This window comes from Bradyrhizobium sp. SZCCHNS1050, assembly GCF_032484785.1.
Classification (GTDB): domain Bacteria; phylum Pseudomonadota; class Alphaproteobacteria; order Rhizobiales; family Xanthobacteraceae; genus Bradyrhizobium.
Genome location: NZ_JAUETR010000001.1, coordinates 3,475,198 through 3,499,262 on the forward strand (window position 1 = coordinate 3,475,198; position 24,065 = coordinate 3,499,262).

The 24,065-nt window shown below is 65.0% G+C and carries 16 protein-coding genes; 11 read left to right on the plus strand and 5 right to left on the minus strand.

The annotated features are described in order from the left end of the window. Position 1: 1 nt before the first annotated feature. The 3 genes from QX094_RS15700 to QX094_RS15710 form a co-directional block, all read right to left on the minus strand. Positions 2-1,528 (minus strand): permease, encoded by a 1,527-nt coding sequence (locus QX094_RS15700; RefSeq protein WP_315754970.1) that lies wholly within the window; start codon positions 1,526-1,528, stop codon positions 2-4. Further along, positions 1,525-2,274 carry an ABC transporter ATP-binding protein gene (locus QX094_RS15705; RefSeq protein ID WP_315754967.1) on the minus strand — a complete coding sequence of 250 codons (750 nt, stop codon included), beginning with the start codon at positions 2,272-2,274 and terminating at the stop codon, positions 1,525-1,527. Before QX094_RS15705 ends, QX094_RS15700 begins: the two co-directional genes overlap by 4 nt. 196 nt (positions 2,275-2,470) lie before the next feature. Then, entirely contained in the window at positions 2,471-3,232 is a 762-nt protein-coding gene (locus QX094_RS15710) for a transglutaminase-like cysteine peptidase (RefSeq protein ID WP_315754965.1), read from the minus strand. A 606-nt stretch (positions 3,233-3,838) separates the two neighbouring features. Between QX094_RS15710 and QX094_RS15715 the strand changes: the two genes are divergently transcribed. Both QX094_RS15715 and QX094_RS15720 read left to right on the plus strand, forming a co-directional pair. Continuing rightward, positions 3,839-10,138: a VCBS domain-containing protein gene (locus tag QX094_RS15715; protein WP_315754963.1), complete on the plus strand. Its 6,300-nt coding sequence runs from the start codon at positions 3,839-3,841 to the stop codon at positions 10,136-10,138. A gap of 108 nt (positions 10,139-10,246) precedes the next feature. Then, the gene (locus QX094_RS15720) at positions 10,247-12,481 is read left to right on the plus strand and encodes an adenylate/guanylate cyclase domain-containing protein (protein WP_315754962.1); all 2,235 of its coding nucleotides are present in this window, start codon (positions 10,247-10,249) and stop codon (positions 12,479-12,481) included. Between the two features lie 81 nt (positions 12,482-12,562). Here the strand turns inward: QX094_RS15720 and QX094_RS15725 are convergent, their stop codons facing one another. Continuing rightward, complete coding sequence (locus tag QX094_RS15725) at positions 12,563-12,919, minus strand: hypothetical protein (protein WP_315754960.1); 357 nt, start codon at positions 12,917-12,919, stop codon at positions 12,563-12,565. Positions 12,920-13,000: 81 nt separating this feature from the next. Between QX094_RS15725 and QX094_RS15730 the strand changes: the two genes are divergently transcribed. Then, positions 13,001-14,032: a hypothetical protein gene (locus QX094_RS15730; protein WP_316188013.1), complete on the plus strand. Its 1,032-nt coding sequence runs from the start codon at positions 13,001-13,003 to the stop codon at positions 14,030-14,032. 85 nt (positions 14,033-14,117) lie between these two features. On the opposite strand, the gene QX094_RS15735 is transcribed toward QX094_RS15730, so the two are convergent. After that, a complete protein-coding gene (locus tag QX094_RS15735; RefSeq protein WP_315754955.1) occupies positions 14,118-15,713 on the minus strand; it encodes an ABC transporter substrate-binding protein in 1,596 nt (531 codons plus the stop codon). Between the two features lie 218 nt (positions 15,714-15,931). On the opposite strand from QX094_RS15735, the gene QX094_RS15740 reads away from it, so the two are divergent. The 8 genes from QX094_RS15740 to QX094_RS15775 all read left to right on the plus strand — a co-directional run bounded on the left by QX094_RS15740 (position 15,932) and on the right by QX094_RS15775 (position 23,990). Further along, the gene (locus QX094_RS15740; RefSeq protein WP_409998698.1) at positions 15,932-17,578 is read left to right on the plus strand and encodes an ABC transporter substrate-binding protein; all 1,647 of its coding nucleotides are present in this window, start codon (positions 15,932-15,934) and stop codon (positions 17,576-17,578) included. Between the two features lie 231 nt (positions 17,579-17,809). Then, positions 17,810-18,763 carry an ABC transporter permease gene (locus tag QX094_RS15745; RefSeq protein ID WP_315713711.1) on the plus strand — a complete coding sequence of 318 codons (954 nt, stop codon included), beginning with the start codon at positions 17,810-17,812 and terminating at the stop codon, positions 18,761-18,763. 2 nt (positions 18,764-18,765) lie between these two features. Next, positions 18,766-19,668, plus strand: a complete 903-nt coding sequence (locus QX094_RS15750; protein WP_315713712.1) for an ABC transporter permease — start codon at positions 18,766-18,768, stop codon at positions 19,666-19,668. 5 nt (positions 19,669-19,673) lie between these two features. Then, the gene (locus tag QX094_RS15755) at positions 19,674-20,723 is read left to right on the plus strand and encodes an oligopeptide/dipeptide ABC transporter ATP-binding protein (protein ID WP_316174580.1); all 1,050 of its coding nucleotides are present in this window, start codon (positions 19,674-19,676) and stop codon (positions 20,721-20,723) included. Positions 20,724-20,751: 28 nt separating this feature from the next. Continuing rightward, complete coding sequence (locus QX094_RS15760; protein ID WP_009026147.1) at positions 20,752-20,949, plus strand: hypothetical protein; 198 nt, start codon at positions 20,752-20,754, stop codon at positions 20,947-20,949. Beyond that, complete coding sequence (locus QX094_RS15765; protein WP_316174582.1) at positions 20,946-22,358, plus strand: amidase; 1,413 nt, start codon at positions 20,946-20,948, stop codon at positions 22,356-22,358. The genes QX094_RS15760 and QX094_RS15765 overlap by 4 nt, the downstream gene beginning before the upstream one ends. 254 nt (positions 22,359-22,612) lie before the next feature. Then, on the plus strand, positions 22,613-23,596 hold the full coding sequence (locus tag QX094_RS15770) for an ABC transporter ATP-binding protein (RefSeq protein ID WP_316174583.1): 984 nt from the start codon (positions 22,613-22,615) through the stop codon (positions 23,594-23,596). Positions 23,597-23,720: 124 nt separating this feature from the next. Next, on the plus strand, positions 23,721-23,990 hold the full coding sequence (locus QX094_RS15775) for a GlsB/YeaQ/YmgE family stress response membrane protein (RefSeq protein ID WP_315713716.1): 270 nt from the start codon (positions 23,721-23,723) through the stop codon (positions 23,988-23,990). Positions 23,991-24,065 lie beyond the last annotated feature (75 nt).

Sequence of the window (24,065 nt, forward strand, 5' to 3'; positions counted from 1 at the left end):
TTCACGCCCGCGCCGGGCTCAGCTTCCAGGCCGCGAGCAACAGGCCCGCGGTCATCAGGCCGCAGACGATGGCGGCCTCGGGCAGCGCGAGCGCCAGCGCCGCGGTCGCCGCCCAGCCGATCGAGGAGAACGCCTCGGCAAAGGTCGCCAGCCGCGACGAGGTCTGGCGGCGGCGAAACTGGCTGCGACGCGCCTGGATCCGGAACCAGAGCTGGATGGCCGTGGAGGAGACGGTCGCGACCAGAACGGCAACGGCCGTGACCACCGCCTGCGCCGGTGCGACCCAACCGAGCGCAAGCACGAGCGGAGCGAAGATCATCGCGATCGTGATCAGCACGACCTCGACCTTGGCGCGCACGATGCGCGTCGCCGGCAGCGGCGCCGTCGCCACCAGCTCGGGCGCGTCCTCGCCGGAGATGGTGAGCCAGGCGAGGCCGCCCGCGAGCTGGCCCGCCGCCATCACGACGACCGGCGTGATCAGGAACACCGCCTGCGAGCTGTCGGAGTAGCTGCGCCACAGCAGCAGCGCCGGAGGCACCAGATAGAGCAATTGCATCAGCGTCTGCGAGATCAGCCAGGGATCGCGCCGCAGCAGCATGAACTCCTTGCGCCGCAGCGCCTGCTGCCGCGAGCCGCCCCGAAACGACCTGACGCGTGCGCCGGCGCGGCTGGAGATGCCCTGGGCCGCGGCGCGGATCGCGGTGTCGGCGAAGCGCGGCGAGAACACCATCATGACGACGCCGAGCAACAACAGTCCGGCTGCCAGCAGAATCAGCAGCGCCTGGCCGTCGCCGAGCGCCGCTCGAGCCGGCAGCCAAACAAGACTGTCGGGATCGGGCGCGATGGCGGCCGCGGCATCCGAGGTGAGGATGGCGAAGCGCGACAGCGTGCCATAGGACACGATCGCCGCGATCTGCAGCACGATGACGAAGCCGGCGCCGATCACGGCCGCCAGGATCTGGGCGACCAGCCGCGTTCGCGCCGGACCAATGAGGCGGAACAGGACGATCGTGATGGCAATGGCGACCGCGGCCGCCGACAGGCCGACGGCCGCGACCACGACGAACGCCGCGAGCCAGCGCGTGCCACCCTCGATCAGCAGCACGTCGACGAAGGGGGTCGCGAGCAGCAGCGCCATGCTGGTCACGGAGAGCGCGATCGCCGCGATCCGGACGGAGAAGATCTCGGCCAGCCGCACCGGCGACGACATGATGAGATCGAGGTCGGCACGGGCGTAGAACACGCGTGTGACGGATTCGATCGCCTGCGACAGCATCAGCGCCCAGGACAGCATGATGGTCGCGGTGATGACGATCAGCGCGGTCTTGTCGAGCGGCAGCTCGAGATCGGCGTAGCGACCGACCACGACCCAGGCCGGCAGATGCATGAGGGCGCCGAACAGCACGAGACCGATGATGGCGGCCCGCGTGCGGCGGCGCCTGCCGGCCGTGATCATGCCGAGCCATTCCCGCCAGGCGAGCCGGAGCTCGTGACGGGCGAACCAGGCGAGCGTCGCCGCCCGCGTCATGCCGCGGACTCGACGTCGACCAGTGCGATGAACAACTCCTCCAGGCTGGTGTCGGTGCGACCGTTCTGCTGGCGCAGCTCGGCCAGAGTGCCTTCGGCGACGACGCGCCCGGCGGCGATCACGCCGATCCGGTCGGCCATGCGCTCGGCGACTTCGAGAATGTGCGTGGTCATGATCACCGTGCCGCCGCGGCGGACGCGCTCGGCGAGCAGGCCCTTGACGTGCCGCGCCGACACCGCGTCCAGGCCCGTCAGCGGCTCGTCCAGGATGATCAGCCGCGGGTCGTGGATCAGCGCGCCGGCGAGCGCGACCTTCTGGCGCATGCCCTTGGAAAAGCCTTCGCAGCGCTCGTGCAGATGCGGCTCCAGCCCGAGCGAGACCAGAAGTTCGGTTGCCGCGTTACTCGAGGTCGCCGGATCGATGCCCCACAGTCCGGCGACGAACTCGAGATATTCGAGCGGCGTGAGCTTGTCGTAGATCATGGGCTCGTCGGAGACCCAGGCCATCACCTGCTTGGCGGCGATCGGGTCGCGCAGTGCATCGATGCCGAAGATCTCGATCCGCCCGGCATCCGGCCGCAGCAGGCCCGCGACCATGCGCAGCGTCGTCGTCTTGCCGGCGCCGTTCGGGCCGACCAGTGCATAGAATTCACCCGAGCGCACCACGAGGTCGAGCGCATCGACCGCCGGCCGCTCGAAACATTTCGTCAGTTCTCGCACGGCGAGGGCGGGGCTGCCTGGGGTCATGACGGCACTATCGCCTCGTTCGGTTCGCGTCTGCAATGTGGATGCAACTCGTTGCGGCGCGGTGAACGAGCCGCCGCATCGTGTCCTTCGGTGCCGGCCGGTTCCGTCGGCGCACTGGCCGCATTCCTTCCGTCCTCGTCCCGTGAACTCCCGGCCACGTCTCAAGTTGTGGGCACGCGGCAACGATGCGCGATCGTCAATAGTTCACGGAAGCCGTCCCCTCAGGCGACAGCGCCCGGACCTCCGCCATCAGGGGCAAAGCCTGATACCGGGAGATGCCGGTCTCGTCGATCACGAACAACGGCCGCACCTGCCGCGCATCGCTGTCCTGGATCATCGCCATGCGCTGATTGTCGAGCATCAGCCAATGCCCGTCGAGGCGCGCCGCCGCGACGGCGTGATCCTCGTCCCGGACGACATCGTGCAGGATCACGATCCGCAGATCGTCGATGGCAACGCCGGCCATCCGAAGCGCGACGAGCTTGGCGATCGCGTAGTCCTCACAATCGCCGGCACGGCGTTCGAAGGTAGCGAGAGGGGGGGCCCACACGTCCACCTGGCCATATTGAGCGAGATCACTGGCCGGCCGGATGGCCAGATTGACCGCCCGATTGATCTCGCCGAGCCTTGCCCGTCCCGCCCGGAGACGGCCCTGATCGATGATCGCCAGCAGGCTGAGGGCGGCAGGGGAGACGCAGCGCTCGCGGTCGCCATCGCACAGCGCAAGCTGCACGCGCTCGTCTTCGAGCTTGCGCGCGAGCGCCAACCACTTGTCGCGCAACGGGCCTGCCTCCAGGCCGACCCGCGGCAGGCCGAATGGCTCGGCCGTATCCTCGATGGCGGTTGCGAACCCCAATGGCTGCGCGACAGGACCGGCGCCCGCTGGGCCGCCGATCCATATGGCGGCGCTGGCGGCCGCGGCCGCCAGCGATGCGCGCATCAGCGCGAGAAAATTCATGTGACGCCCCGTGCCCGGATCTCGGCCGGCGCGACGCAGCGCCTGACGGAACCGGATGCTTGTTGGGGGTCAGCATGGGTGCGGAGGCTTGGCCTCTGCTTAAAACCGGCAATCCGGCGACCAAATCGCAGGATTTACGCTGAACGTTGTGTTGCTCCGATGCGACAAATCCTAGCGAAAGCTGAACGATGGTCGCGAAGGTCTGGAGGGTTCGCGGTGAAGTTGTGCTTCGAACCCATCCGCAGCTCCTGCCAAATTGATGCAATTCGTCGATTCTTGTTCTCCCACCCGAAGTCCTCCACTTGAAATCCGTTGTCAGGGGTAAGCCAGTGCGGATGTTGATGTCGGCAAAGGTATTGGATGGCCTATGAATACTTGGAATTACTTTTGTTTTCTGAAGAGAGGTGAATTTTGACTTGGCAAGTCTCAGCCCGGGCTAGCTTTAAAGAGGGCAGAAACTCGACAACATCGTAGCGATCCCGCGGAAGCCGCCGTTTTTGGCCACCTGAAGCACAAGCTGAAGGTGGTTCCGCCAGACACTTGCCAGTGATATGCACGCCTTGAACACTCATTCTTATGTATTCATTAACCATAGTCGGTGGCCCCTTGAATTACGCTGGCAATTTTGACGCCGCGCTTTTCTCCGAAGGCCGGGGCGCCTCTTCGCACGGTCACGTGCGGCTGGAGACGCCGCATGCCCATGCGCCGACCGACGCGATCGTCGTTCCGGACGCGCATTTTCTGTTCAATGCCGATTTCAAGCGGTCTGGTCTCGACCTGATCCTGTCGTCCAACGGACGCGAGATGGTGCTGCCGGACTATTTCAAGGGCGAGAAACGCGCGCCGCTGGCCTCGCCGGACGGCGCGCATCTGACCGGCGACCTCGTCAACGCGCTCTCCGGCGCGGTGCAGGTCAGCCAGGCCGGGGCGGCCGCGAGCGTGAGCAAGGTCATCGGCCATGTGACCAAGCTGCAGGGCACCGCGACGGTCATCCGCAACGGCGTTTCGATCCTCCTTCACAACGGCGACAACGTCGAGAAGGGCGACGTCGTCCAGTCCGGCTCGGATTCGACGCTCGGCATCACCTTCATCGACGGCACCGTGTTCGGCCTGTCGTCCAATGCGCGGATGGTGCTGAATGAAATGGTGTACGACCCCAACGGGTCGAACAATTCCTCGCTGATCAGCCTCGTCGCCGGCACGATCTCGTTCGTGGCCGGCGAGACCGCCAAGCACGGCGACATGAAGGTCGACACGCCCGTGGCGACCATGGGCATTCGCGGCACGGCCGTGCTGGTCGAGATCGACTTCACGGTGCCGGGGCAGGGCAGTCTGCCCGATGCCAAGTTCCAGGTGCTGGTCGAGCCCGATGGCCACACCGGCTCCTACGTCCTGTTCGACAAGACGACGCTGCAGCCGATCGCTGTGGTGAATCAGGCCGGACAGCAGATCCAGATCAGCAACGGAATCGTGAATCAGAGCGCTGTCCCGCTCACGCCGGACATCCAGAAGCTCATCAATGACGTCTTCACGCTGAAGTTCACCGACAACAGCAATCCGAAGTCGACGACCCATTTCACCGACATCGGGGTGCCGCAGACGCTGACGCCGCTGACCTTGCCCAATGGCACCAGCGCGACGCCGATCATCCGCGTGGTCGACGACACCGGCGCGACGATCGGGACTGGCCAGACCGGCGAGCAGCTGTCGCACATCCCGGGTCCGCCGGAAGTCAGGATTCTCGATACCGGCGGCCGGCTGATGACGGCTTTCGGAATTATGGAGCGCGCCGGTCAGACCGGGAACGGCGCCGATCTCGACGCCGTGCTCAGTCGCGTCAATTTCGTCGACGTCAATGGCATCGACCGGCCGACGGTGTCCGTCAGTTTCAGTTCCTACGCCTATAAGAGCGCGCAGCAGGCCGACGTCACGGCCTCGTTGAATGCCCTACAATTGCAGGACGTCCTGGCGACCGCGGTGAAGATCACGGTCACGCCCGATCCGAACAACAAGAATTTCGGCACGGCGACGCTGACCTACAGCGTTCCCGACAAGTATTTCGATTTTTTGGCGGCAGGTGAAACGCTGACACTGACTTACATCGTCCGCGTCGACAACAACTTTGCGCCGTCCAACGAATTCGCTCTGGTCCCGATCACGATCACCGTGACGGGGACCAACGACAAGCCCGAGATCGTCGCGAGCGTCCAGACCATCGCGTTCGAGGGCGGCACCAGCGTGCCCGGCGGCCCGCTGACATCGGACGATCCGACCTCAGGCACGCTGACCTTCACGGACGTTGATCTCACGGACAGCCATACCGTCTCGGCGAAGCTGACCAGCGCGGTTTTGGAGGGCGGCGGCAGCATTCCGCCGGCCCCGTTCGCGCTGTTCGAACAGGCCCTGACTGCGTCTCTGGCCTCCGACAGCACCGGAAGCGGCACCGGCAAGATCAATTGGAGCTTCGCCAACCTGCCGGTCTATGTCGCGGATTTCATTCCCGCAGGCCAGACGCTGACGCTCACCTACACCGTGACCGTGACGGACTCGCAAGGCGCGACATCGACGCAGACGGTCACGGTGACGATCACCGGCACCGACGATCCGGCGGTGGTCTGGATCGCCACGACGCAGCCTGGCGAGAGCAGCGGGGGGCAGGTTCATCTGTGGAGCGACGGCGCGAACTGGGCAACCGGTCTGGCTCCGACCGCCGATGATGACGTCATCATCATCACCGATCAGCTGCACGGCCTGACGCCGGCCTTTCCGGTGACGGTCGACGACAACGCCTACGCCTACGCCAAATCGGTCACGCTGAATGATTTCGGCGGCGGCGCCGTTCCGGAGCTCGACAATAACGGCACGCTGACGATCAGCGGCGCGCTGACGGCCAAGGCCGACTCGCTCATCTACAACTTCTCGGGTGCGACGATCACCGTCGGCGGCTCCGCGCAGATCCTCGAGCAAAGCGAGTTTCACAATGCCGGCACGGTGCTGCTGGCTGGCGGCGGCGTGTTCGGGGCGAACGCCGGCATCTTCAACACCGGAACGATCGAGCTGTCCGGCGGTACGCTGACCGTGCATGGTGACGTTGCGAACGCCGATGAGGACAGCTCCGGCCTCATCCAGGTCGACCTGGGCGCGACGCTGACCCTGGAGGGTGGCAGCATCGATGGCGGCACCATCCTGATCCAGGGAATGCCGATCGTTCAGAATTTTGGCACGCTGGAGAACGACGGGCAAACGCCGCCGCAGGCCAACGGTCTGCTCGTCCTGAAAGGCGGAGCCGACATCAGCAATGGCCAGCTGACCAATTTCGGCGCGGTCGATGTGTCTGGCGCCGGAAATGCCATCTCGAACGAGATCGTCACGAACGTCGGCCTGATCGACATCAAGGCGGGTGGCGCGCTTGCGCTCGCCAACGACACCAGCATCGACAATACCGACGGTACGATCACGGTCGAAGACGCCGGAACGCTGACCCTGTCACAGGCGCGCGTCAGCGGCGGCACGCTGATCAACGAGTCCGGCGGAGCGGTGGCCCTGATCGGCCACGCCGCGCTGATCGGCGGGACGCTCGACAATTTCGACACGATCGCCGTGTCCGGCAGCGGCAATGCGTTCGAGGACGAGACGATCACGAATGCGAACGCCGCCGCGATCACCATTGCGCTGGCTGGTGCTCTCTCTCTGAGCGGCACGAGCATCGCCGGCGGCGCTATCACCAGCGATGGGACGATCTCCGTCGACGGCGACAGCACGATCGACGGCAGCGCCGTCGCTGGCGGAGAGCTGCTGATCGGCGAGACCGGTCCGCTTGCGGAAATGACGGCGATCCTGACCGTTCAGGGCGGCGCGTCGTTGACCGATGTCGACATCACGATCGGCGACGGCTCGACGCTCGAGGTTGCTGCAGACGAGACCGCGACCCTGGCCGGTGTCACCGTCGACAATTCCGGCACAGTCCAGGTGGACGACGGCGCGCTGCTAGTGATCGAGAGCAGCACGATCACCGGCGGCGATCTCGTCAACCACGGCATCGTGCATGTCGAGACTGCGGCGGCGACCACGTTCGACAATGTCACCATCGATAACACGGACGGTCAGATCATCATCGATGAGGATGGTGAGACGCCGGTCCCGTCGACGCTGGTGCTCGACGGGAGCACGACGCTCACCGGCGGCACCTTGAAGATCCAGATCGCGGGCACGCTGGAGATCGCCGGTCACGTGACGCTGAGCGGGGTAGACGTCGAGAATCTCCACGTCTTCACCGTCGATCTCGGCGCCTACCTCGATCTCGCCGACACCAAGGTGAGCGGCGATGGTGAGCTGCATGTCCATGGCACGATCACGGCGAGCGGCACGAGCGGCCTCAGTGGAACGATCTACAACGACGGCACGATCGAGATCACGGGCGGTACGTTCGAGATCACTGGCGATGTCCAAGGCTCCGGCCAGATCAAGGTCGATGCCGACGCCATCCTGAAGATCGACGGCCATATCGAACAGACGATCGACTTCAGCAGCAAGGGAAGCAGCGAGATCGTCATCGACGACGCCAGCTTCTCCGCCAAACTCGCCGGCCTCGGCGTCGGCGACAAGATCGACCTGCAGACGATCAAGTGGAGCGCGGCGACGACGGCGACCTACGATTCGGAAGCGGGCGTGCTCAGCGTCATTGACGGCCAGGGCCACCGCATCGATCTGACGCTCGTCGGCAACTATAGCGATGCGCATTTTGCCGGGAGCGATGATGGCCATGGCGGAACGCTGATCACGCTCATGGCGAAGGATGACGTGCCGGTGGTCGCCGATCCCGACCAGGCCGGCGCCATCACTGAGACGCCCAGCACGACCGGATCGTCAGATCCGCGCAGCGTCGGCGGCACCATTCACTTCACCGATGTCGATCTGACGGACCGCCCGACGGCTGCCATCCTCACCAATGCGCAGACGGTGAAGTGGACCGCGGCCGACAACACCGATCTGTCCGGTCAACTGACGCCGGACCAGGTCTCTGCGCTCGCGCAGGCGCTGCATCTGGTTCAAAGCGACAACACCAACAACGGCTCTGTCGATTGGACCTATGCCATCGCCGATGGCTCGCTGGATTTCCTCGGCGACGACCAGACCGTCACGGTGACCACGACCGTGACGCTCGACGACCATCGCGGCGGCACCGCGGCCTCGACCATCGTCGTCACCATCACCGGGACAAACGACCTGCCGGTGGTCAAGTCGGTGGCGCAGGCCGTTGTAATCGCCGAGCACTCCGGCAAGTCGGAATCGAGCGATCTCGACACCGCGCACGGCACGATCACCTTCACCGATGCCGACGTCGCCGACACGCATGCGGTCAAGGTGATCAACGTCGAAGTCGATGGCGCCCACAGCGGTCTTCCCTCGGACACATCGCTGCTCAAGAGCTGGCTGTCGCTCGGAGCTCTCACCGATTCCGTGGGAGGCGCTACCGCATCGCAACCCTGGACCTTCTCCGCCCAGGACAAGGCGTTCGACTATCTCGGAGCCGGCCAGCACGTGACGCTGACCTACACAATCGAGATCGCCGACGGCCACGGCGGCGTTCAGAACGTGCCCGTGACCATCACGGTCAATGGCGCCGAGGACGCGCCCGTCATTGCCGGCGAGACCAATCCGACCGTGCAGACCGTCGTCCTGGCCGAGCGGGCGACCGTGCTGGCGAGCACCGCCAAGACCAATGCCGAGGGCATGCCGACCGAGACGTTCGATCGCGTGTCGGAGGGCTCGATCTCCGACAACGGGCGCGGTCACGGCAGCTTCTACAGCGAGGCGCTGCACGCAACCTTCACGGCCAGCGGCAATGCGGGAATCGTGCACGGCTCCTCCCCGGTGTCGGCGGCGCCCTACATGGCCGACGGCGCCGACAAGACCAACTATCTCAGCGTCGGCAGCCACGCGCAGGAGACCATCACCTTCGACAGCGTCAAGAACAGCTTCGGGCTGTATTGGGGCTCGGTCGACAGCTACAACAGCATCTCCTTCTACAACGGCAACAAGCTGGTGGCGTCCTACACGGGCAGCGACGTCGCGCCGCTGCTCGCCAATGGCGGGCAGGCGTCGCTGGCCTCGAACGGCTATGTCGAGTTTCTCGGCCTGTCGCCGTTCAACAAGGTGGTGCTCGCCAGCAGCCAGAATGCGTTCGAGCTCGACAATGTTTCGGCCGGCTTCATCGCCGATCAGCCGGTGAAATTGACGAGCGGCATGTCCGGCACCTTGACGGTGCTCGACAGGGATGTCGGCGACACGCTGACCGCTTCGGTGGTCCAGAACGGCGTGATCAAATACAATGGCTTGCCGAGCCTGCCTTCGAACGCCCATGTCCAGGCGCTGGCCGACGCCCACGCGATCACCTTCGACAGCGCGATATCCGATGGCGACTCCGAGGTGCTGCACTGGACATATCATCCGGCCGATGTGAACCTGGATTTTCTCAATCCCGGTGACACGCTGACCGTGACCTATCAGGCGGACGTCAGCGACGGCCGAGGCGGAACTGCGACCAAGGCGCTGACCGTCACGTTGGCCGGCAACGGCGCATCGACGATCAACGGCACGGACCAGAACGACAATTTCGTCAATGTCGGCGGCGGCGTGACGATCTTCGGCAAGGACGGCAACGACACCTTCGTCTTCAACCCGCATTTCGGCAGCGCCACGATCGGCGATTTCGATCTCAACAAGGACATCGTCGAGCTCGATCGTTCGCTGTTTGCCAGCGTCGAAGCGGTGGTCGCTGCCGCGCAGTCGGCCAATGGCGGCCACGACACCGTCATCACCGATGCGGTGCATGATACGCTCACGCTCAAGGGGGTGACGTTGGATCAATTCAAGGCGCATCACGACGGTTTCCACCTCGTCTGAGCCCGCACGTCCGTCTGCGATGCGGGCGCCGGCGTTGCCAAGCCGAGCGCTCGTTGGAGACGATCAGACGCCTCGGATCGCCCGCCTCGGCGTGATATCGGATGCTGCATGAAGCGATTGAGAGCAGTTCCTCGATGGTTCGCACGCAAGTTCGGCTTTGCGCGCCTGATGTGCCTGGTGCTGCTGGTCGCCTTCGCGGCGCTGCGCGCTGCCGATCCCCCGCCGATGCAGGAGCTGCGCCTCCGCACGTTCGACAACTTCCAGGCGTTCAGCCCGCGGGTGAAGACGGTGCGTCCGGTCACGATCGTCGATATCGACGAGAAGAGCGTCGCCGATCCCAAGCTCGGTCAGTGGCCGTGGCCACGGACGCGGATCGCTGAGATCATCGAAAAGCTCACACGCCTCGGTGCCCTCGTCATTGCGTTCGACGTCGTGTTTGCCGAGCCGGACCGGTTGAACCCGGCGATTGCGGCCGAGACCTTTCCCAATCTCGACGAGGCAACGCGCGAGAAGCTGAAGGCGCTGCCCTCGAACGATCAGGTGCTCGCCGATGCTCTGCGACGGTCGCGGATCGTGCTCGGTGAGACGGCCAGCAACGAGGTCCGCGCCGATCTCGACAAGACCTTGCCGGTCACGGGCGTTGCGACAATCGGGCCCGAAGCCGATGGCTTCATGGAGAGCTACCCGGGACTGTTGCGCAACGTTTCGGTGATCGAGCATGCCGCGTCCGGACGTGGGCTGTTCACGATCCCGCCGGAGCGCGACGGCATCATCCGTCGTGTGCCGATGATTCTGCAGGCGCAGGACATCACGATGCTGGCGCTCAGCTTCGAGATGCTTCGAGTGGTGAGCGGCGCTGACACCCTGGTGATCAAGGCCGATATCGGCGGCATCAAGAGCCTTCGCATCGGCGGTTTCGAGATTCCGACGGATCGCAAAGGCAGGATCTGGGTGCACTATGCCCGCTCCGATCCGTCGATCTACGTGTCGGCCATCGACGTGCTCGAAGGGCGCGTGCCGCCGGAGAAGATCGCAAGGAAGCTGGTCCTGATCGGACCGTCCGCGATCGGCCTGAACGACATCAAGACGACGCCGGTCGATCCGGCCATGCCGGGCGTCGAGGTGCATGCGCAGGTTCTCGAATCCGTCCTCACGAACTCGATCCTGTCCCCGCCGTTCTGGGGGCTTTCGGCCGAGTTCTTCGGTGCCGTGATCTTCGGTCTGCTCGTGATCGTGTTCGCGCCGCGGCTCGGTGCCGTCACGCTGGTACTCGTCGGCGCCCTGTTCGCAAGCGTTCTGATTGGCCTCTCCTGGTACGCCTATACGCAGCACCGGTTCTTGATCGACTTCACCTATCCGATGCTGTCGACCACGGCGATCTATCTGACGCTGATCTTCGCCAGCTTCATTCGCGAGCAGCAGCAGCGCAAGGAGATTCGCGGCTGGTTCGCCCAATACATGTCGCCGGTGCTGGTGGAGCAGCTCGCGCAATCGCCGGAAAAACTCGTGCTCGGCGGCGAGGAGCGCGAGATGACCATCATGTTCTCGGACGTGCGCGGCTTCACCTCGATCTCGGAAAGCTATAAGCACGATCCGCAGGGCTTGACGACACTGATGAACCGCTTCCTGACGCCGTTGACCGACGCGATCATCGCGCGCAAGGGCTATGTCGACAAGTACATGGGCGATGCCATCATGGCATTCTGGAATGCGCCGCTCGACGACCGGGAGCATCACCTCAACGCCTGCACGGCGGCACTCGACATGCTGGACAAGATCGACGAGGTCAACCGGCAGCGCGAGCAGGAGGCCGCCCATGGCGGCCATGTCTACATCCCGCTCAACGTTGGCATCGGCCTCAATACCGGCATTGGCGTCGTCGGCAACATGGGCTCGGAGCTCAAGAAGAACTATTCGGTGCTGGGCGACAGCGTCAACCTCGCCTCGCGTCTCGAAGGCCAGACCAAGGAATACGGCTTTCCGATCATCGTCGGCTCGGCAACGGCGATGGCGGTCAAGGACAAGCTCGCGATTCTCGAGCTCGACTTCATCATGGTCAAGGGTAAGACCGAGCCGGAGGTGATCTACGCCATCGCCGGCCGCGAGGACGTGATGTATTCCGAGCGCTTCCAGTTGCTCCGCAACCTCACCATCGAGATGCTGGCGAGCTATCGCAGCCGCGATTGGGAAGGGGCGCTGGCCGCGATCGAGCGCGGCCGCAAGAGCGACCAGGGACAAGACTTGGCCAAGCTTTATGATCTCTATGACGCACGCATCCGCAACTACCAGGTCAATCCGCCGCCCGAGGATTGGAACGGGGCGTACGCACTGCTGACGAAGTAGCCGGTGCTCCGTTCCCGAGTTCGCATCATGTCGCGGCGGCCTCGTTGGCCTGGTCCGGTGCCCGCGCGATGAGTATGCTCATCATTTGCAGACCACATAAGCCGAATAGGGCGGGCAACGCTTGCTGCGCTCTTCCGTGCCGGGGACGGGGCGGGTCGAGTGCCGTGGCGGGAGGCTTCGCTTGGCACGCGGCAGCGTGCCCGCATCGTGCTTCGATGACGATGGGATGAAGGGGTTTCCAGGCCCATTGGATGATGTCTGGGCGTCCACCGCCGCGAGCTTGCCGATGAATGCGAGCGACAGGATGACGAGCTTGACCGAACGATAGCGCGCTCCAGTCTGCGGGACGAGTACAAGGATAGCGCAATCGAGCAGGCGTCGAGCGCATCGCGTTTGTTGCGAGGTTGCAACAGCGGGATAAGAAGCAACTTGTGTCATGTGACGTCGATTGCACGAAACTGCGCGTGCTTGTAGCATGTTTCTACTCAAGATAGAAAGTGCTGCAGATGGGGGGCATCGATGCAGTCTTCTGAGGACAGGAGTGCGGCTGGTTTGACGCGGGGCAGGCCGGCACGGGGTGCGATCAAGCGTTTCACTCTACCAGTTGCGGGCAGCCTCATCGCTGCTGTGGCTTGTGTGCTCGGGGCGGGCGCGGTGTCGGCCGCGGATCTCCCGGTCAAGGCGCCGCCTCCGCCGGTCTCTTTGTGGGAGTTCGAGGTCGGCGCCCGCTATTTCTACAGTTCGGGCCGCACCCGCTACACGTTGGGCGATCCTTTCGTCGCTGGCCAAACCAATTCTCTGCTGACCTACAAGAATCTCAACAGCCATGCCGGCGAGGGGTTCGCCAGGGCCGATCACAGTCTGGGTTTCTTCGCCAAGGGCTTTGCGGGCGGTGGCAACATCTTCAGCGGCAGGCTCAACGACGAAGACTTCCCGCCGGCCGTCATTCCGTACTCGAATACGGACAGCAGCGTGAACAGCGGCAGGCTTTGGTACGGCACGGTCGACGCCGGCTACAATTTCTGGAGGGGGCCGGCGTTCAAGGTCGGCGGCTTCGTCGGCTACAATCATTTCTACGAAACCGTGAACGCATACGGATGTACCCAGGTCGCGACCAATCCGTTTATCTGTGGTCTCGATCCTGTTGCGGGGGGCGTGCTGGTGCTCAGCAAGACCGAGAACTGGGATTCGCTCCGCGTGGGGTTGAACGGCGTCTTCAAGCTCGGCCAGAGCTGGAACGTCACCCTCGATGGCGCCGTTCTGCCCTATGTCCGGTTGAGCGGATTCGACAATCACTGGCTGCGCCCCGACATCAATCCGCTTCGGCAATCTGGAAATGGCTGGGGCTACCAGCTCGAGGGCGTTGTGTCATACGACGTGACGAGAAATTTCAGCGTCGGCGTCGGCGGCCGCTATTGGTACGCCCGGACGACCAGTGGGACCACCCAATTTCCTGGAGTCCCGGGGTCGCCCACGACCTTCAGCTACGAGCGGTACGGCGGCTTTCTCCAGGCCTCCTACAAGTTTGACTCGGGCGCCTTCGGGAAATGAAATACTGGCTGTCGTGCTGAAGAGGAAGCCCGGCAAAACGCCGGGCTTCTTTCTTTGCGAGCGCGACGGCAGCCGGCCCGGTCAGTTATTCCGCCCCGATCGTCGTGAGGTCCTGGAACCAGTGTTGCGCCTGCACGAACTTCTTGACCTTCGGCGATAGCGCGTGCGGGTTGGTGTCGTGCACGACCCAGACCAGCACCGCATCGTCGACCACAGCCGCATGCGCCTGCGCGATCAACTCGTCCTGCTTGGCCGGATCGAACGTCTGCTTGGCTTCAGCAATCAGCGCATCGACCTTGGGATTCTTGTAGCCGCCCCAGTTGACGCCAACGGGTGCGATCTGGTCGGAGGCGAAGAAGCGGACGATCGCGTAGAGCGGGTCCGATGTGACATAGGCGATGTTGTTGGCGGTGATGCCGGCGTTCATCTCGTCCGCCGCGCCCTTGCGCCAATGCGTGTACAGCGTCTCCAACTCCACGACCTTGAAGTCGATGTCGATGCCGATTTCCTTGAAGCTCTGCTGCAGATATTCGTTCATCGGCAGCGACAGCATCTGGCCGGTGCCGCCCTGCGCGATGATGAAGGTCGTCTTCAGCGGCTTGGCTGGCGAATAGCCGGCTTCCTCGACCAGCTTCTTCGCGGCGGCGAGATCGTATTTCAGCTCGAAGGTCGGCTTGCCGAACCACGGGCTCGACGGGTCGACCTGGCCCTTGGCGGGCTTGGCGAGGCCGTTCATCAGCCCGACCACTTCGTCGCGATTGATCGCGAGATTGAGCGCCTTGCGCAGGCGGATGTCGGTCCAGGGCGAGCCCGGCAGCACGCTGAGATGATAGTTCCAGACATGCGGCGTGACGTTGTCGACGAGCTTCATGCCGGCCGCCTTGAGCTGCGGCACGGCGTCCGGCGCCGGCGTCTCGATCAGGTCGACCTGGCCGGCGAGCAGCGCGTTGGTGCGCGTCAGCGCCTCCGGCATCGGCACCAGCACCAGCTTGTCGGTCTTGGGCAGCCGGTCCTTGTTCCAATATTCGGAATTCTTGGTGAGCTCCGCGAGCTCGCGCGGCACCAGTCTGGTCAGCTTGAATGGTCCCGTGCCGGAGGGCTGACTGGCGAACTTGTCCCAATCCTTGCCGAGCTTCTCGTACTGCGCCGGGCTCGAAATCAGGAACCACAGCATCTGATAGGGGAAGAAGGAGTCGACCGTCTTGGTGGTGATCTCGATCGTGGAGTCGTCGATCTTGGCGTAGCTCGCGACTGAGGGAAGGCGTGTTTTGACCTGCGCGCTCTGCCGCTTGTCGAACTGCGGTGCCTTATCGTTGAGCACCTTGTCCAGATTCCAGATCACCGCATCGGCATTGAAGTCGCTGCCATCGTGGAACTTGACCCCCTTGCGCAGGGTGAAGCGCCATTTGGTCTTGTCGGCCTCGTCGATCTTCCATTCGGTGGCGAGGCCGGGAATGAGCTTGCCCGGTCTGTCGGCGATGCTCATGTCCCAGGCCACCAGCGGATCATAGATCGTGTAGCCGGTAAACTGATAGGCGCCGGCGCCGCGATCGGGCTGGCCCGTCGTCAGCGGAATGTCCGCCATCGAGATGCCGTAGCGCAGAACCGTTTCGGCCCGCGCCGCGACCGCGGAAAGACTGAGCGCGAGCGTAGTGGCGAGTAATGAGAATCGGATACGCATGAAGATGAAGCTCCGTTGAAACCGGATCAAATTCGACGCGCAAGACCTGCAATCGGGGTGCCAAGCCTCTGACCGGATCGTTCGAGCACAAACGGTTGTGACCTCGCGTCGCAGGCACGAGATCGGGAGCACCGCTGGCATGGGCGTTGCATAATGCTGCCCAGAATTTAGCCAGCTGATCGGAGACCTTGATCGTGCATTTGCGTATTGCGACCTCAATGACGACGCGCGTGGCCGTTGCGGCCGCCATGATGACCAGCGCTGCCATCCTCGTGCTGCCGGCGCAGGCGGGCGCGGAAACCGTATTGCGCATCGGCATGACTGCCGCAGACATTCCGCGCACGCTCGGCCAGCCCGATCAGGGCTTCGAGGGCAACCGCTTCACCGGCCTCACGATGTACGACGCGCTGACGATGTGGGACCTGTCGTCGGCGGACAAGCCGAGCGTCGTCATTCCGGGCCTCGCCACCGAGTGGAAGGTCGACGAGGCCGACAAGACCAAGTGGACGTTCAAGCTGCGTCCCGGCGTCACCTTCCATGACGGCGCGCCGTTCAATGCCGACGCCGTGGTGTGGAACGTCGAGAAGGTGCTGAAGCAGGACGCGCCGCAGTTCGATCTGAGCCAGGTCGGCGTCACCGCCTCGCGCATGCCGACGCTGGCATCGGCGCGCAAGATCGACGATCTCACCGTCGAGCTGACGACAAAGGAGCCGGACAGCTTCCTGCCGATCAACCTCACCAATCTGTTCATGGCGAGCCCGACGAAGTGGCAGAAGCTCTATGAGTCCGCGACCGGCGCCGACGACAAGGCGAAGTCGCAAGCCGCCTGGGCCGCCTTCGCCAAGGATGCCTCGGGCACCGGTCCGTGGAAGATGGCGAAGTTCACGCCGCGCGAGCGGCTGGAGCTGGTCAAGAACGATGCCTATTGGGACAAGGCGCGTGTGCCCAAGGCCGACAAGATGATCCTGCTGCCGATGCCCGAGGCGAACGCGCGCACCGCGGCGCTGCTGTCCGGACAGGTCGACTGGGTCGAGGCGCCGGCGCCGGATGCGCTGCCGGAGATCAAGCAGCGCGGCTTCAAGCTCTACGCCAACGAGCAGCCGCATGTCTGGCCCTGGCAGTTCTCGCGCGTCGAAGGCTCGCCGTGGAACGACATCCGCGTTCGCAAGGCTGCCAACCTCTGCATCGATCGCGAGGGCCTGCGCGACGGCCTGCTTGCCGGCCTGATGGTGCCGGCGACCGGAACCTTCGAGAAGGGCCATCCCTGGCGCGGCAACGTCACCTTCGAGATCAAGTACGACAAGGCGGCCGCGCAGAAGCTGATGCAGGAGGCTGGCTACGGCCCGAACAAGAAGCTCGAGGTCAAGACGCAGACGTCGGCGTCGGGCTCGGGCCAGATGCAGCCGCTGCCGATGAACGAATATCTGCAGCAGGCACTGGCCGAGTGCTATTTCGACGTCAAGCTCGACGTCATCGAGTGGAACACGCTGTTCACCAACTGGCGCCGCGGCGCCAAGGATCCGTCCGCCAACGGCGCCAGCGCCACCAACGTCACCTACGCGGCGATGGACCCCTTCTTTGCGCTGGTGCGCTTCCTGCAGTCCTCGATGGCGCCGCCGGTCTCCAACAACTGGGGTTTCATCAACAACCCGAAGTTCGATGAGCTGGTGAAGAAGGCGCGCCAGACTTTCGATCCGGCCGAGCGCGACAAGGCGCTGGCGGAGCTGCATGCGGCGTCGGTCGATGACGCGGCGTTCCTCTACGTGGCGCACGACGTCGGCCCGCGCGCGATGAGCCCGAAGGTGAAGGGCGTGGTGCAGCCGAAGAGCTGGTTCATCGACTTCTCGCCGATCTCGGTGGAGTAGCCGTTCGCGTGGTGGAGTATTTGTCCACGTTCGCAGGCTGATCTCGCCGCTTGCCCCGCTGCGCTCCCTCCCCCCTTGTGGGGGAGGGGTGGGGAGGGGGGGTACTCCGGCGGCAGTTTTTGTGTGGACCCCCACCCCCCACCCCTCCCCGCAAGGGGGAGGGGAGCTTTCTTGGTGCCGCTTGTATCTCGCGACTCTCCGCCGATGAGGAGAGGCTTATGAAGGTGACTCGTGCTCTCTTATGCTGCCAGGCGGATGGTCTATGCGATCCCGATCATCATCGGCGTCGCGCTCGTCTGCTTCATGCTCGTTCACATCACGCCGGGTGATCCGCTCGTTGCGGTGCTGCCGGCCGACGCGTCGCAGGAGCTGGCACAGCAGCTGCGCGTGGCCTATGGCTTCGACAAGCCGCTGCCGGTGCAGTTCGGGCTGTGGTTGTGGCGCGCCGTCAATGGCGATCTCGGCAGCTCGATCGCCACCGGCCGTCCCGTGCTCGCCGAGGTGCTGCGCGCAGTCTCCAACACCGTGACCCTGGCGATCGCAGCCGCCATCATCGGATTCTCGCTCGGCCTGTTCTTCGGCCTCGTCGCCGGCTATTTCCGCGACAGCTGGATCGACAAGGTGGCGACGTCCATTGCGATCGCCGGCGTATCGCTGCCGCACTATTGGCTCGGCATGGTGCTCGTCATCATCTTCTCGGTCGAGCTGAACTGGCTGCCTGCGGTTGGCGCCGGTCCGTCCGGCTCGGGCGCATGGTCGTGGGACTGGGCCCATATCCGCTTCCTGGTCCTGCCCGCGATCACCACCTCGGTGATTCCGATGGGCATCATCACGCGCACCGTGCGCGCGCTGACCGGCGACATCCTCAGCCAGGATTTCGTCGAGGCGCTGCGCGCGAAGGGCCTGCGCGAAACCCAGGTGTTCCGCCACGTGCTGAAGAATGCCGCGCCGACCGCCCTGGCGGTCATGGGCCTGCAGCTCGGCTACATGCTGGGCGGCTCGATCCTGATCGAGACTGTGTTCTCGTGGCCCGGCTCGGGTCTGCTGTTGAACTCGGCGATCTTCCAGCGTGACCTGCCGCTCTTGCAGGGCACGATCCTGGTGCTGGCGATGTTCTTCGTCATCCTCAATCTCGTGGTCGACATCGCGCAGGCCGCGATCGATCCGCGCATCAAGCGAGGCTAACGATGAGCGTCAGTACCCCCGGCGCCCTCAACGACGCCTCGCTGCAGGCCGCGCCGATCGCGAACGCACGCGGCTATTGGGCGACCGTCGGTCGCCGGATCGTCCGCGACAAGCTCAGCATGGTCTGCGTCGCGATCCTGCTGCTGATCTTTCTCTCCGCGCTGCTCGCGCCCTATCTGCATCTCGCGGATCCCTATCAGGGCTCGATGATTCGGCGCCTGCGCCACATCGGCACGCCGAACTATCCGCTCGGCACCGACGAGCTGGGACGCGACATGCTGGCGCGGCTGATCTATGGCGGCCGGCTGTCGCTGCTGATCGGCATCTCGCCCGTGATCCTCGCCTTCGGCATCGGCACGATGCTCGGCCTCGTCGCCGGCTATGTCGGCGGCTGGGTCAACACCGCGATCATGCGCACCATCGACGTGTTCTACGCCTTCCCCTCGGTGCTGCTGGCGATCGCGATCTCGGGCGCGCTCGGCGCCGGGATCACCAACTCCATCGTGTCGCTGACCATCGTGTTCGTGCCGCAGATCACCCGCGTCGCCGAGAGCGTCACCACGGGTGTGCGCAATCGCGATTTCGTCGAGGCCGCGCGCGCCTCGGGCGCGAACGCGTTCACGATCATGCGCGCGCACATGCTCGGCAACGTGCTGGGGCCGATCTTCGTCTACGCCACCGGCCTGATCTCGGTATCGATGATCCTCGCGGCCGGTCTTTCGTTCCTTGGTCTCGGCACCAAGCCGCCGGAGCCGGAATGGGGCTTGATGCTGAACACCTTGCGTACGGCGATCTACGTCAATCCCTGGGTGGCGGCGCTGCCGGGCGTGATGATCTTCGCTGTCTCCATCTGCTTCAACCTGCTCAGCGACGGCCTGCGTAGCGCGATGGACATCCGGAGCTGAGAGGCATGAATGAAGCATCGGAAGTCACCGGACTGCAGCCGATCGAGGACCTCGGCGGCAAGGCGCAGCCGCTGCTGCGGGTCGATGGCCTGACGAAGCATTTCCCGGTGCGTGGCGGCCTGTTCGGCGCGCGCAAGACCGTGCGCGCCGTCGACGACGTCTCGTTCGTCATCGGCAAGGGCGAGACGGTCGGCATCGTCGGCGAGTCCGGCTGCGGCAAGTCCACCACGGCGCGGCTCCTGATGCATCTGATGGACCGCGATGCCGGCGAGATCATCTTCGACGGCCGGCAGGTCGGCCACGAGATGTCGTTGCGCGAGCTCAGGCGCGGCATGCAGATGGTGTTCCAGGACTCCTATGCCTCGCTCAATCCGCGGCTGACGATCGAGGAGTCGATTGCATTCGGGCCGAAGGTGCACGGCATGACCGACACTGCGGCGCGTGCGCTGGCGCGCGAGCTGCTCGGCAAGGTCGGCCTGAGGCCCGAGACCTTCGCCAACCGTTATCCGCACGAGATCTCCGGCGGCCAGCGCCAGCGCGTCAACATCGCCCGTGCACTCGCTTTGTCGCCGCGACTGGTGATCCTCGACGAGGCGGTGTCGGCGCTCGACAAGTCGGTCGAGGCGCAGGTGCTGAACCTGCTGATGGACCTGAAGCGGGAGTTCGGCCTGACCTATCTGTTCATCAGCCACGACCTCAACGTCATCAACTACATTTCCGACCGCGTGCTGGTGATGTATCTCGGCGAGGTCGTCGAGCTCGGTCCGGTCGAGGAGGTCTGGGCCAGGCCGGCGCATCCCTATACACGGGCGCTGCTGGCGGCGATGCCGTCCTCCGATCCCGACAGGCGCACGGAGGAGCCGCCGCTGTCTGGGGATCCACCCAACCCGATCGATCCGCCCGCCGGCTGCCGCTTCCACACCCGCTGTCCATTTGCCGAGCCGCCATGCGCGAATGTCGCGCCAAGATTGACGGAGCTGGATACAATGGGCCATCAGGCCGCCTGCCACATGGCGATCCCAGGCTCGGGACACAGCCGGGCGCCGGCCGCCTGACGGGCAGACACCAGCAGCGAGAAGCGGAATGACCAGACCCACGCCCCAGCAAGTCAGTGCCATCGCGGAGGCCTCCGGCCTGCCGGTCGACAAGGAGGTTGCCACCCGCATCGCCGACTCGATCGGACCGGCCTTCGACAACTTCGCCGCGGTTGCCGGTACACTCCCATTCGACCTGGAGCCGGCGAGCTACGTCCTGGCGCAGACGCTGAAGGTGGGCCGATGAGCACCGAACCTGCCTTGATGACCCTGACCGACGTCGCGAAGGCGATTGCGGACAGGAAGCTCTCTTCGGTCGAGGTGACGCGCTCCTGCCTGCATCGCATCGCGCAGTGGCAGCCGAAGCTGAACGCCTTCATGGCGATCGAATCCGAGCCGGCGCTGAAGGCCGCCGCCGAGGCCGATGAAGCGCTCGCCAAGGACGGCCCCAAGGGCCCGCTGCACGGCGTTCCGCTTGCGCACAAGGACATGTATTACGAGGCCGGCCACATCTCGACCTGCGGCTCGCTGATTCGGCGCGACTTCGTCGCAACGACGACCTCGACCGCGCTGCAGCGGCTGAAGGATGCCGGTTCGATCCGGCTCGGCACCCTGCAGATGGCCGAATTCGCCTACGGCCCGACCGGGCACAACGCGCATTACGGTCCGGTGCACAATCCCTGGAAGCTCGGCTACGTCACCGGTGGCTCGTCGTCCGGCTCCGGCTCGGCGGTCGGCGCGCGCCTGACCTTCGCGGCACTCGGCTCCGATACCGGCGGCTCGATCCGCATGCCCGCGAATTTCTGCGGCGTCACCGGCCTGAAGGTGACCTGGGGCCGCGTCAGCCGCGCCGGTGCGATGCCGCTGTCGCAGTCGCTCGACACGGTCGGGCCGCTGGCGCAGACCGCGGAGGATTGTGCGCTGATCCTTGGGCTGATGGCTGGTCCCGATTCCGAGGATCCTACCGCCAGCGCGGCACCCGTGCCGGACTATGTCGCCGCCACCCAGGCCTCGATCAAGGGTCTCAGGATCGGCGTGCCCAAGGCGTTCTATGTCGACGACCTCGATCCTGAGGTGGCGCGCTGTCTCGATGCGACGATCGCGGTGCTGAAGACCGAGGGCGCCGATGTGGTTCAGGTCGAGCTGCCGAATCAGCGCCAGCTCACCGCAGCCTGCCAGCTCGTGCTAGCGGTCGAGGCGGCCGCCTTCCACAAGCGCTGGATGATCGAGCGTCCGCAGGACTATGGCCCGCAGGTGCTGATGCGGCTGCAGAACGCTCTGGCCGTCTCCGGCGTCGCCTATCTCGAAGCGCTGCGTTGGCGCGGTGCGGCGCTGGCGGCGCATGTCGCGGCAACCTCTGGCGTCGATGCCGTGATCGCGCCGGTGTCGCCGCTGGTGACGCCCTCGATCGCCGAGAGCGATGTCGGCGGCGCGCCGGGTGCGGAAGCTGTGATCCAGCGCATCACCCGCTTCACCCGCCCGGTGAACTATCTCGGCCTGCCGTCGCTGGCGATCCCGACCGGCTTCACGTCGACGGGGCTTCCTGTCGGCATGCAACTGATCGGCCGCTCCTTCGATGAGGCTACGATTCTGACCATCGGCGCCGCCTTCCAGCGCGCGACTGATTTCCACGCCAGGGTGCCGACGCTGCCATGAGGGAGACCTGTGCATACCGTCCGACGGTCTCACCCTCCCCTGGAGGGGGAGGGTCGATTGCGCATCTCATGCGCAATCGGGGTGGGGTGACGGTCTCTCCCCTTGGAAGCAAGTCCATGGAGGGGCTGTCACCCCACCCCGTCTCGCATTCCGCTGCGCTTCATGCGAGCCGACCCTCCCCCTCCAGGGGAGGGTCGCAGCTCACTTCGCAATTGGCCACGGTGTTCCTGACGGCAAGGTGAGATAGCCTCCCCATGACCAACCTCGTCGAGATCGACAATCTCACCATCCGCTTCACCGGCGAGCGCACCGTGCATGCGGTGAACGATGTCAGCCTGTCGCTCGGCGATGGCGAGGTGCTCGGCCTGCTCGGCGAGTCCGGCTCGGGCAAGAGCGTGACCATGCGGGCGCTGATGCGGCTGTTGCCGAACAAGCGGACGCAGATCTCCGGCAGTGTCAAGGTGCTGGGCCGCGACGTGCTGGCGATGAACGACGAGGAGCTGTCGCAGTTTCGCGGCCGCTCCGTGTCGATGATCTTCCAGGAGCCGGGGCTTGCGCTCGATCCGGTCTACACCATCGGCCGGCAGATCGCCGAGACCGTCATGCGGCACGAGGGCAGGAGTTTTGCGGAAGCGCAGGCGCGGGCGCTGGAGATGCTCGACGTCGTCAGGATTCCCTCGGCGAAGCGTCGCCTGGAGTCCTATCCGCACGAGATGTCCGGCGGCATGCGCCAGCGCGCGATGATCGCGCTGGCGCTGGCGTGCCGGCCGAAAGTGCTGCTGGCCGACGAGCCGACCACCGCACTCGACGCCACCGTGCAGATCCAGATCCTGCTGCTGCTGCGCGAACTGCAGCGCGAGTTCGGCATGTCCGTCATCTTCGTCACCCACGACATCGGCGTCGCGATCGAGATCTGCGACCGCCTCGCCGTGATGTATGCCGGAGAGATCGTGGAGCAGGGCAGCTTGCGCGAAATCGTGCGCCAACCCGTGCACCCCTATGCGCGCGGCCTGCTGGCTTCGACGATCCATGGTGCCAGGCGCGGCGAGCGGCTGCAGACCATTCCCGGCACGCCACCCTCGCTCGACCGGGCGCCTCGGAGCTGCTCGTTCGCACCACGCTGCGGCCTGGCGCAGCCGCGCTGCTCGGAGGCGATGCCGCCGAACATTGCGCTCGGACCACAGCGGCTGGCGCGCTGCGTCCTGGCCGAGGCGCCGGCAAGTGTGGCGGCAACGTAACGGTTCGCCCGAAACGCGCTCCTCACCGGCCGAAACCGTCCATCGCGTGTCGAAGCGTCGCAACGGCCTCGCTAAGGTGCTGCCACGCGTGGGACCGATCGTCCGCGCTGGATGAGGACACGCCATGCACGTATCGAACGAAGGTATCCTGGTCATTCTGTTCGTTGGCCTGGTTGCAGGCTGGCTGGCCGGCAAGATCGTCCGCGGCACCGGCTTCGGGCTGGTCGGCGACATCGTGATCGGCGTGCTCGGCGCCTTGGTCGCAAGCCTGATCTTCCCGCGGCTTGGCGTCCGGATCGGCACCGGCCTCGTGTCGGAAATCGTCTATTCCGCGCTCGGCGCCATCATTCTCCTGCTGGTGGTGCGGCTGGTGCGGACCGGCGGGCGGCTCTAGGACTTGCGATCCGGCGTGGCTGAACGTTTGCACCGCGCCACGCGACATACCCCAGCACATAGCTAATTTACGCTA

Excerpts from the sequence above, each read along its gene's own strand:
- QX094_RS15700 (WP_315754970.1), bottom strand. The coding sequence starts at position 1,528 with ATGACGCGGGCGGCGACGCTCGCCTGGTTCGCCCGTCACGAGCTCCGG.
- QX094_RS15720 (WP_315754962.1), top strand. The coding sequence starts at position 10,247 with ATGAAGCGATTGAGAGCAGTTCCTCGATGGTTCGCACGCAAGTTCGGC.
- QX094_RS15750 (WP_315713712.1), top strand. The coding sequence starts at position 18,766 with ATGAGCGTCAGTACCCCCGGCGCCCTCAACGACGCCTCGCTGCAGGCC.
- QX094_RS15735 (WP_315754955.1), bottom strand. The coding sequence starts at position 15,713 with ATGCGTATCCGATTCTCATTACTCGCCACTACGCTCGCGCTCAGTCTT.
- QX094_RS15730 (WP_316188013.1), top strand. The coding sequence starts at position 13,001 with ATGCAGTCTTCTGAGGACAGGAGTGCGGCTGGTTTGACGCGGGGCAGG.
- QX094_RS15710 (WP_315754965.1), bottom strand. The coding sequence starts at position 3,232 with ATGAATTTTCTCGCGCTGATGCGCGCATCGCTGGCGGCCGCGGCCGCC.
- QX094_RS15760 (WP_009026147.1), top strand. The coding sequence starts at position 20,752 with ATGACCAGACCCACGCCCCAGCAAGTCAGTGCCATCGCGGAGGCCTCC.
- QX094_RS15755 (WP_316174580.1), top strand. The coding sequence starts at position 19,674 with ATGAATGAAGCATCGGAAGTCACCGGACTGCAGCCGATCGAGGACCTC.
- QX094_RS15765 (WP_316174582.1), top strand. The coding sequence starts at position 20,946 with ATGAGCACCGAACCTGCCTTGATGACCCTGACCGACGTCGCGAAGGCG.
- QX094_RS15770 (WP_316174583.1), top strand. The coding sequence starts at position 22,613 with ATGACCAACCTCGTCGAGATCGACAATCTCACCATCCGCTTCACCGGC.
- QX094_RS15775 (WP_315713716.1), top strand. The coding sequence starts at position 23,721 with ATGCACGTATCGAACGAAGGTATCCTGGTCATTCTGTTCGTTGGCCTG.
- QX094_RS15705 (WP_315754967.1), bottom strand. The coding sequence starts at position 2,274 with ATGACCCCAGGCAGCCCCGCCCTCGCCGTGCGAGAACTGACGAAATGT.
- QX094_RS15740 (WP_409998698.1), top strand. The coding sequence starts at position 15,932 with ATGACGACGCGCGTGGCCGTTGCGGCCGCCATGATGACCAGCGCTGCC.
- QX094_RS15725 (WP_315754960.1), bottom strand. The coding sequence starts at position 12,919 with ATGACACAAGTTGCTTCTTATCCCGCTGTTGCAACCTCGCAACAAACG.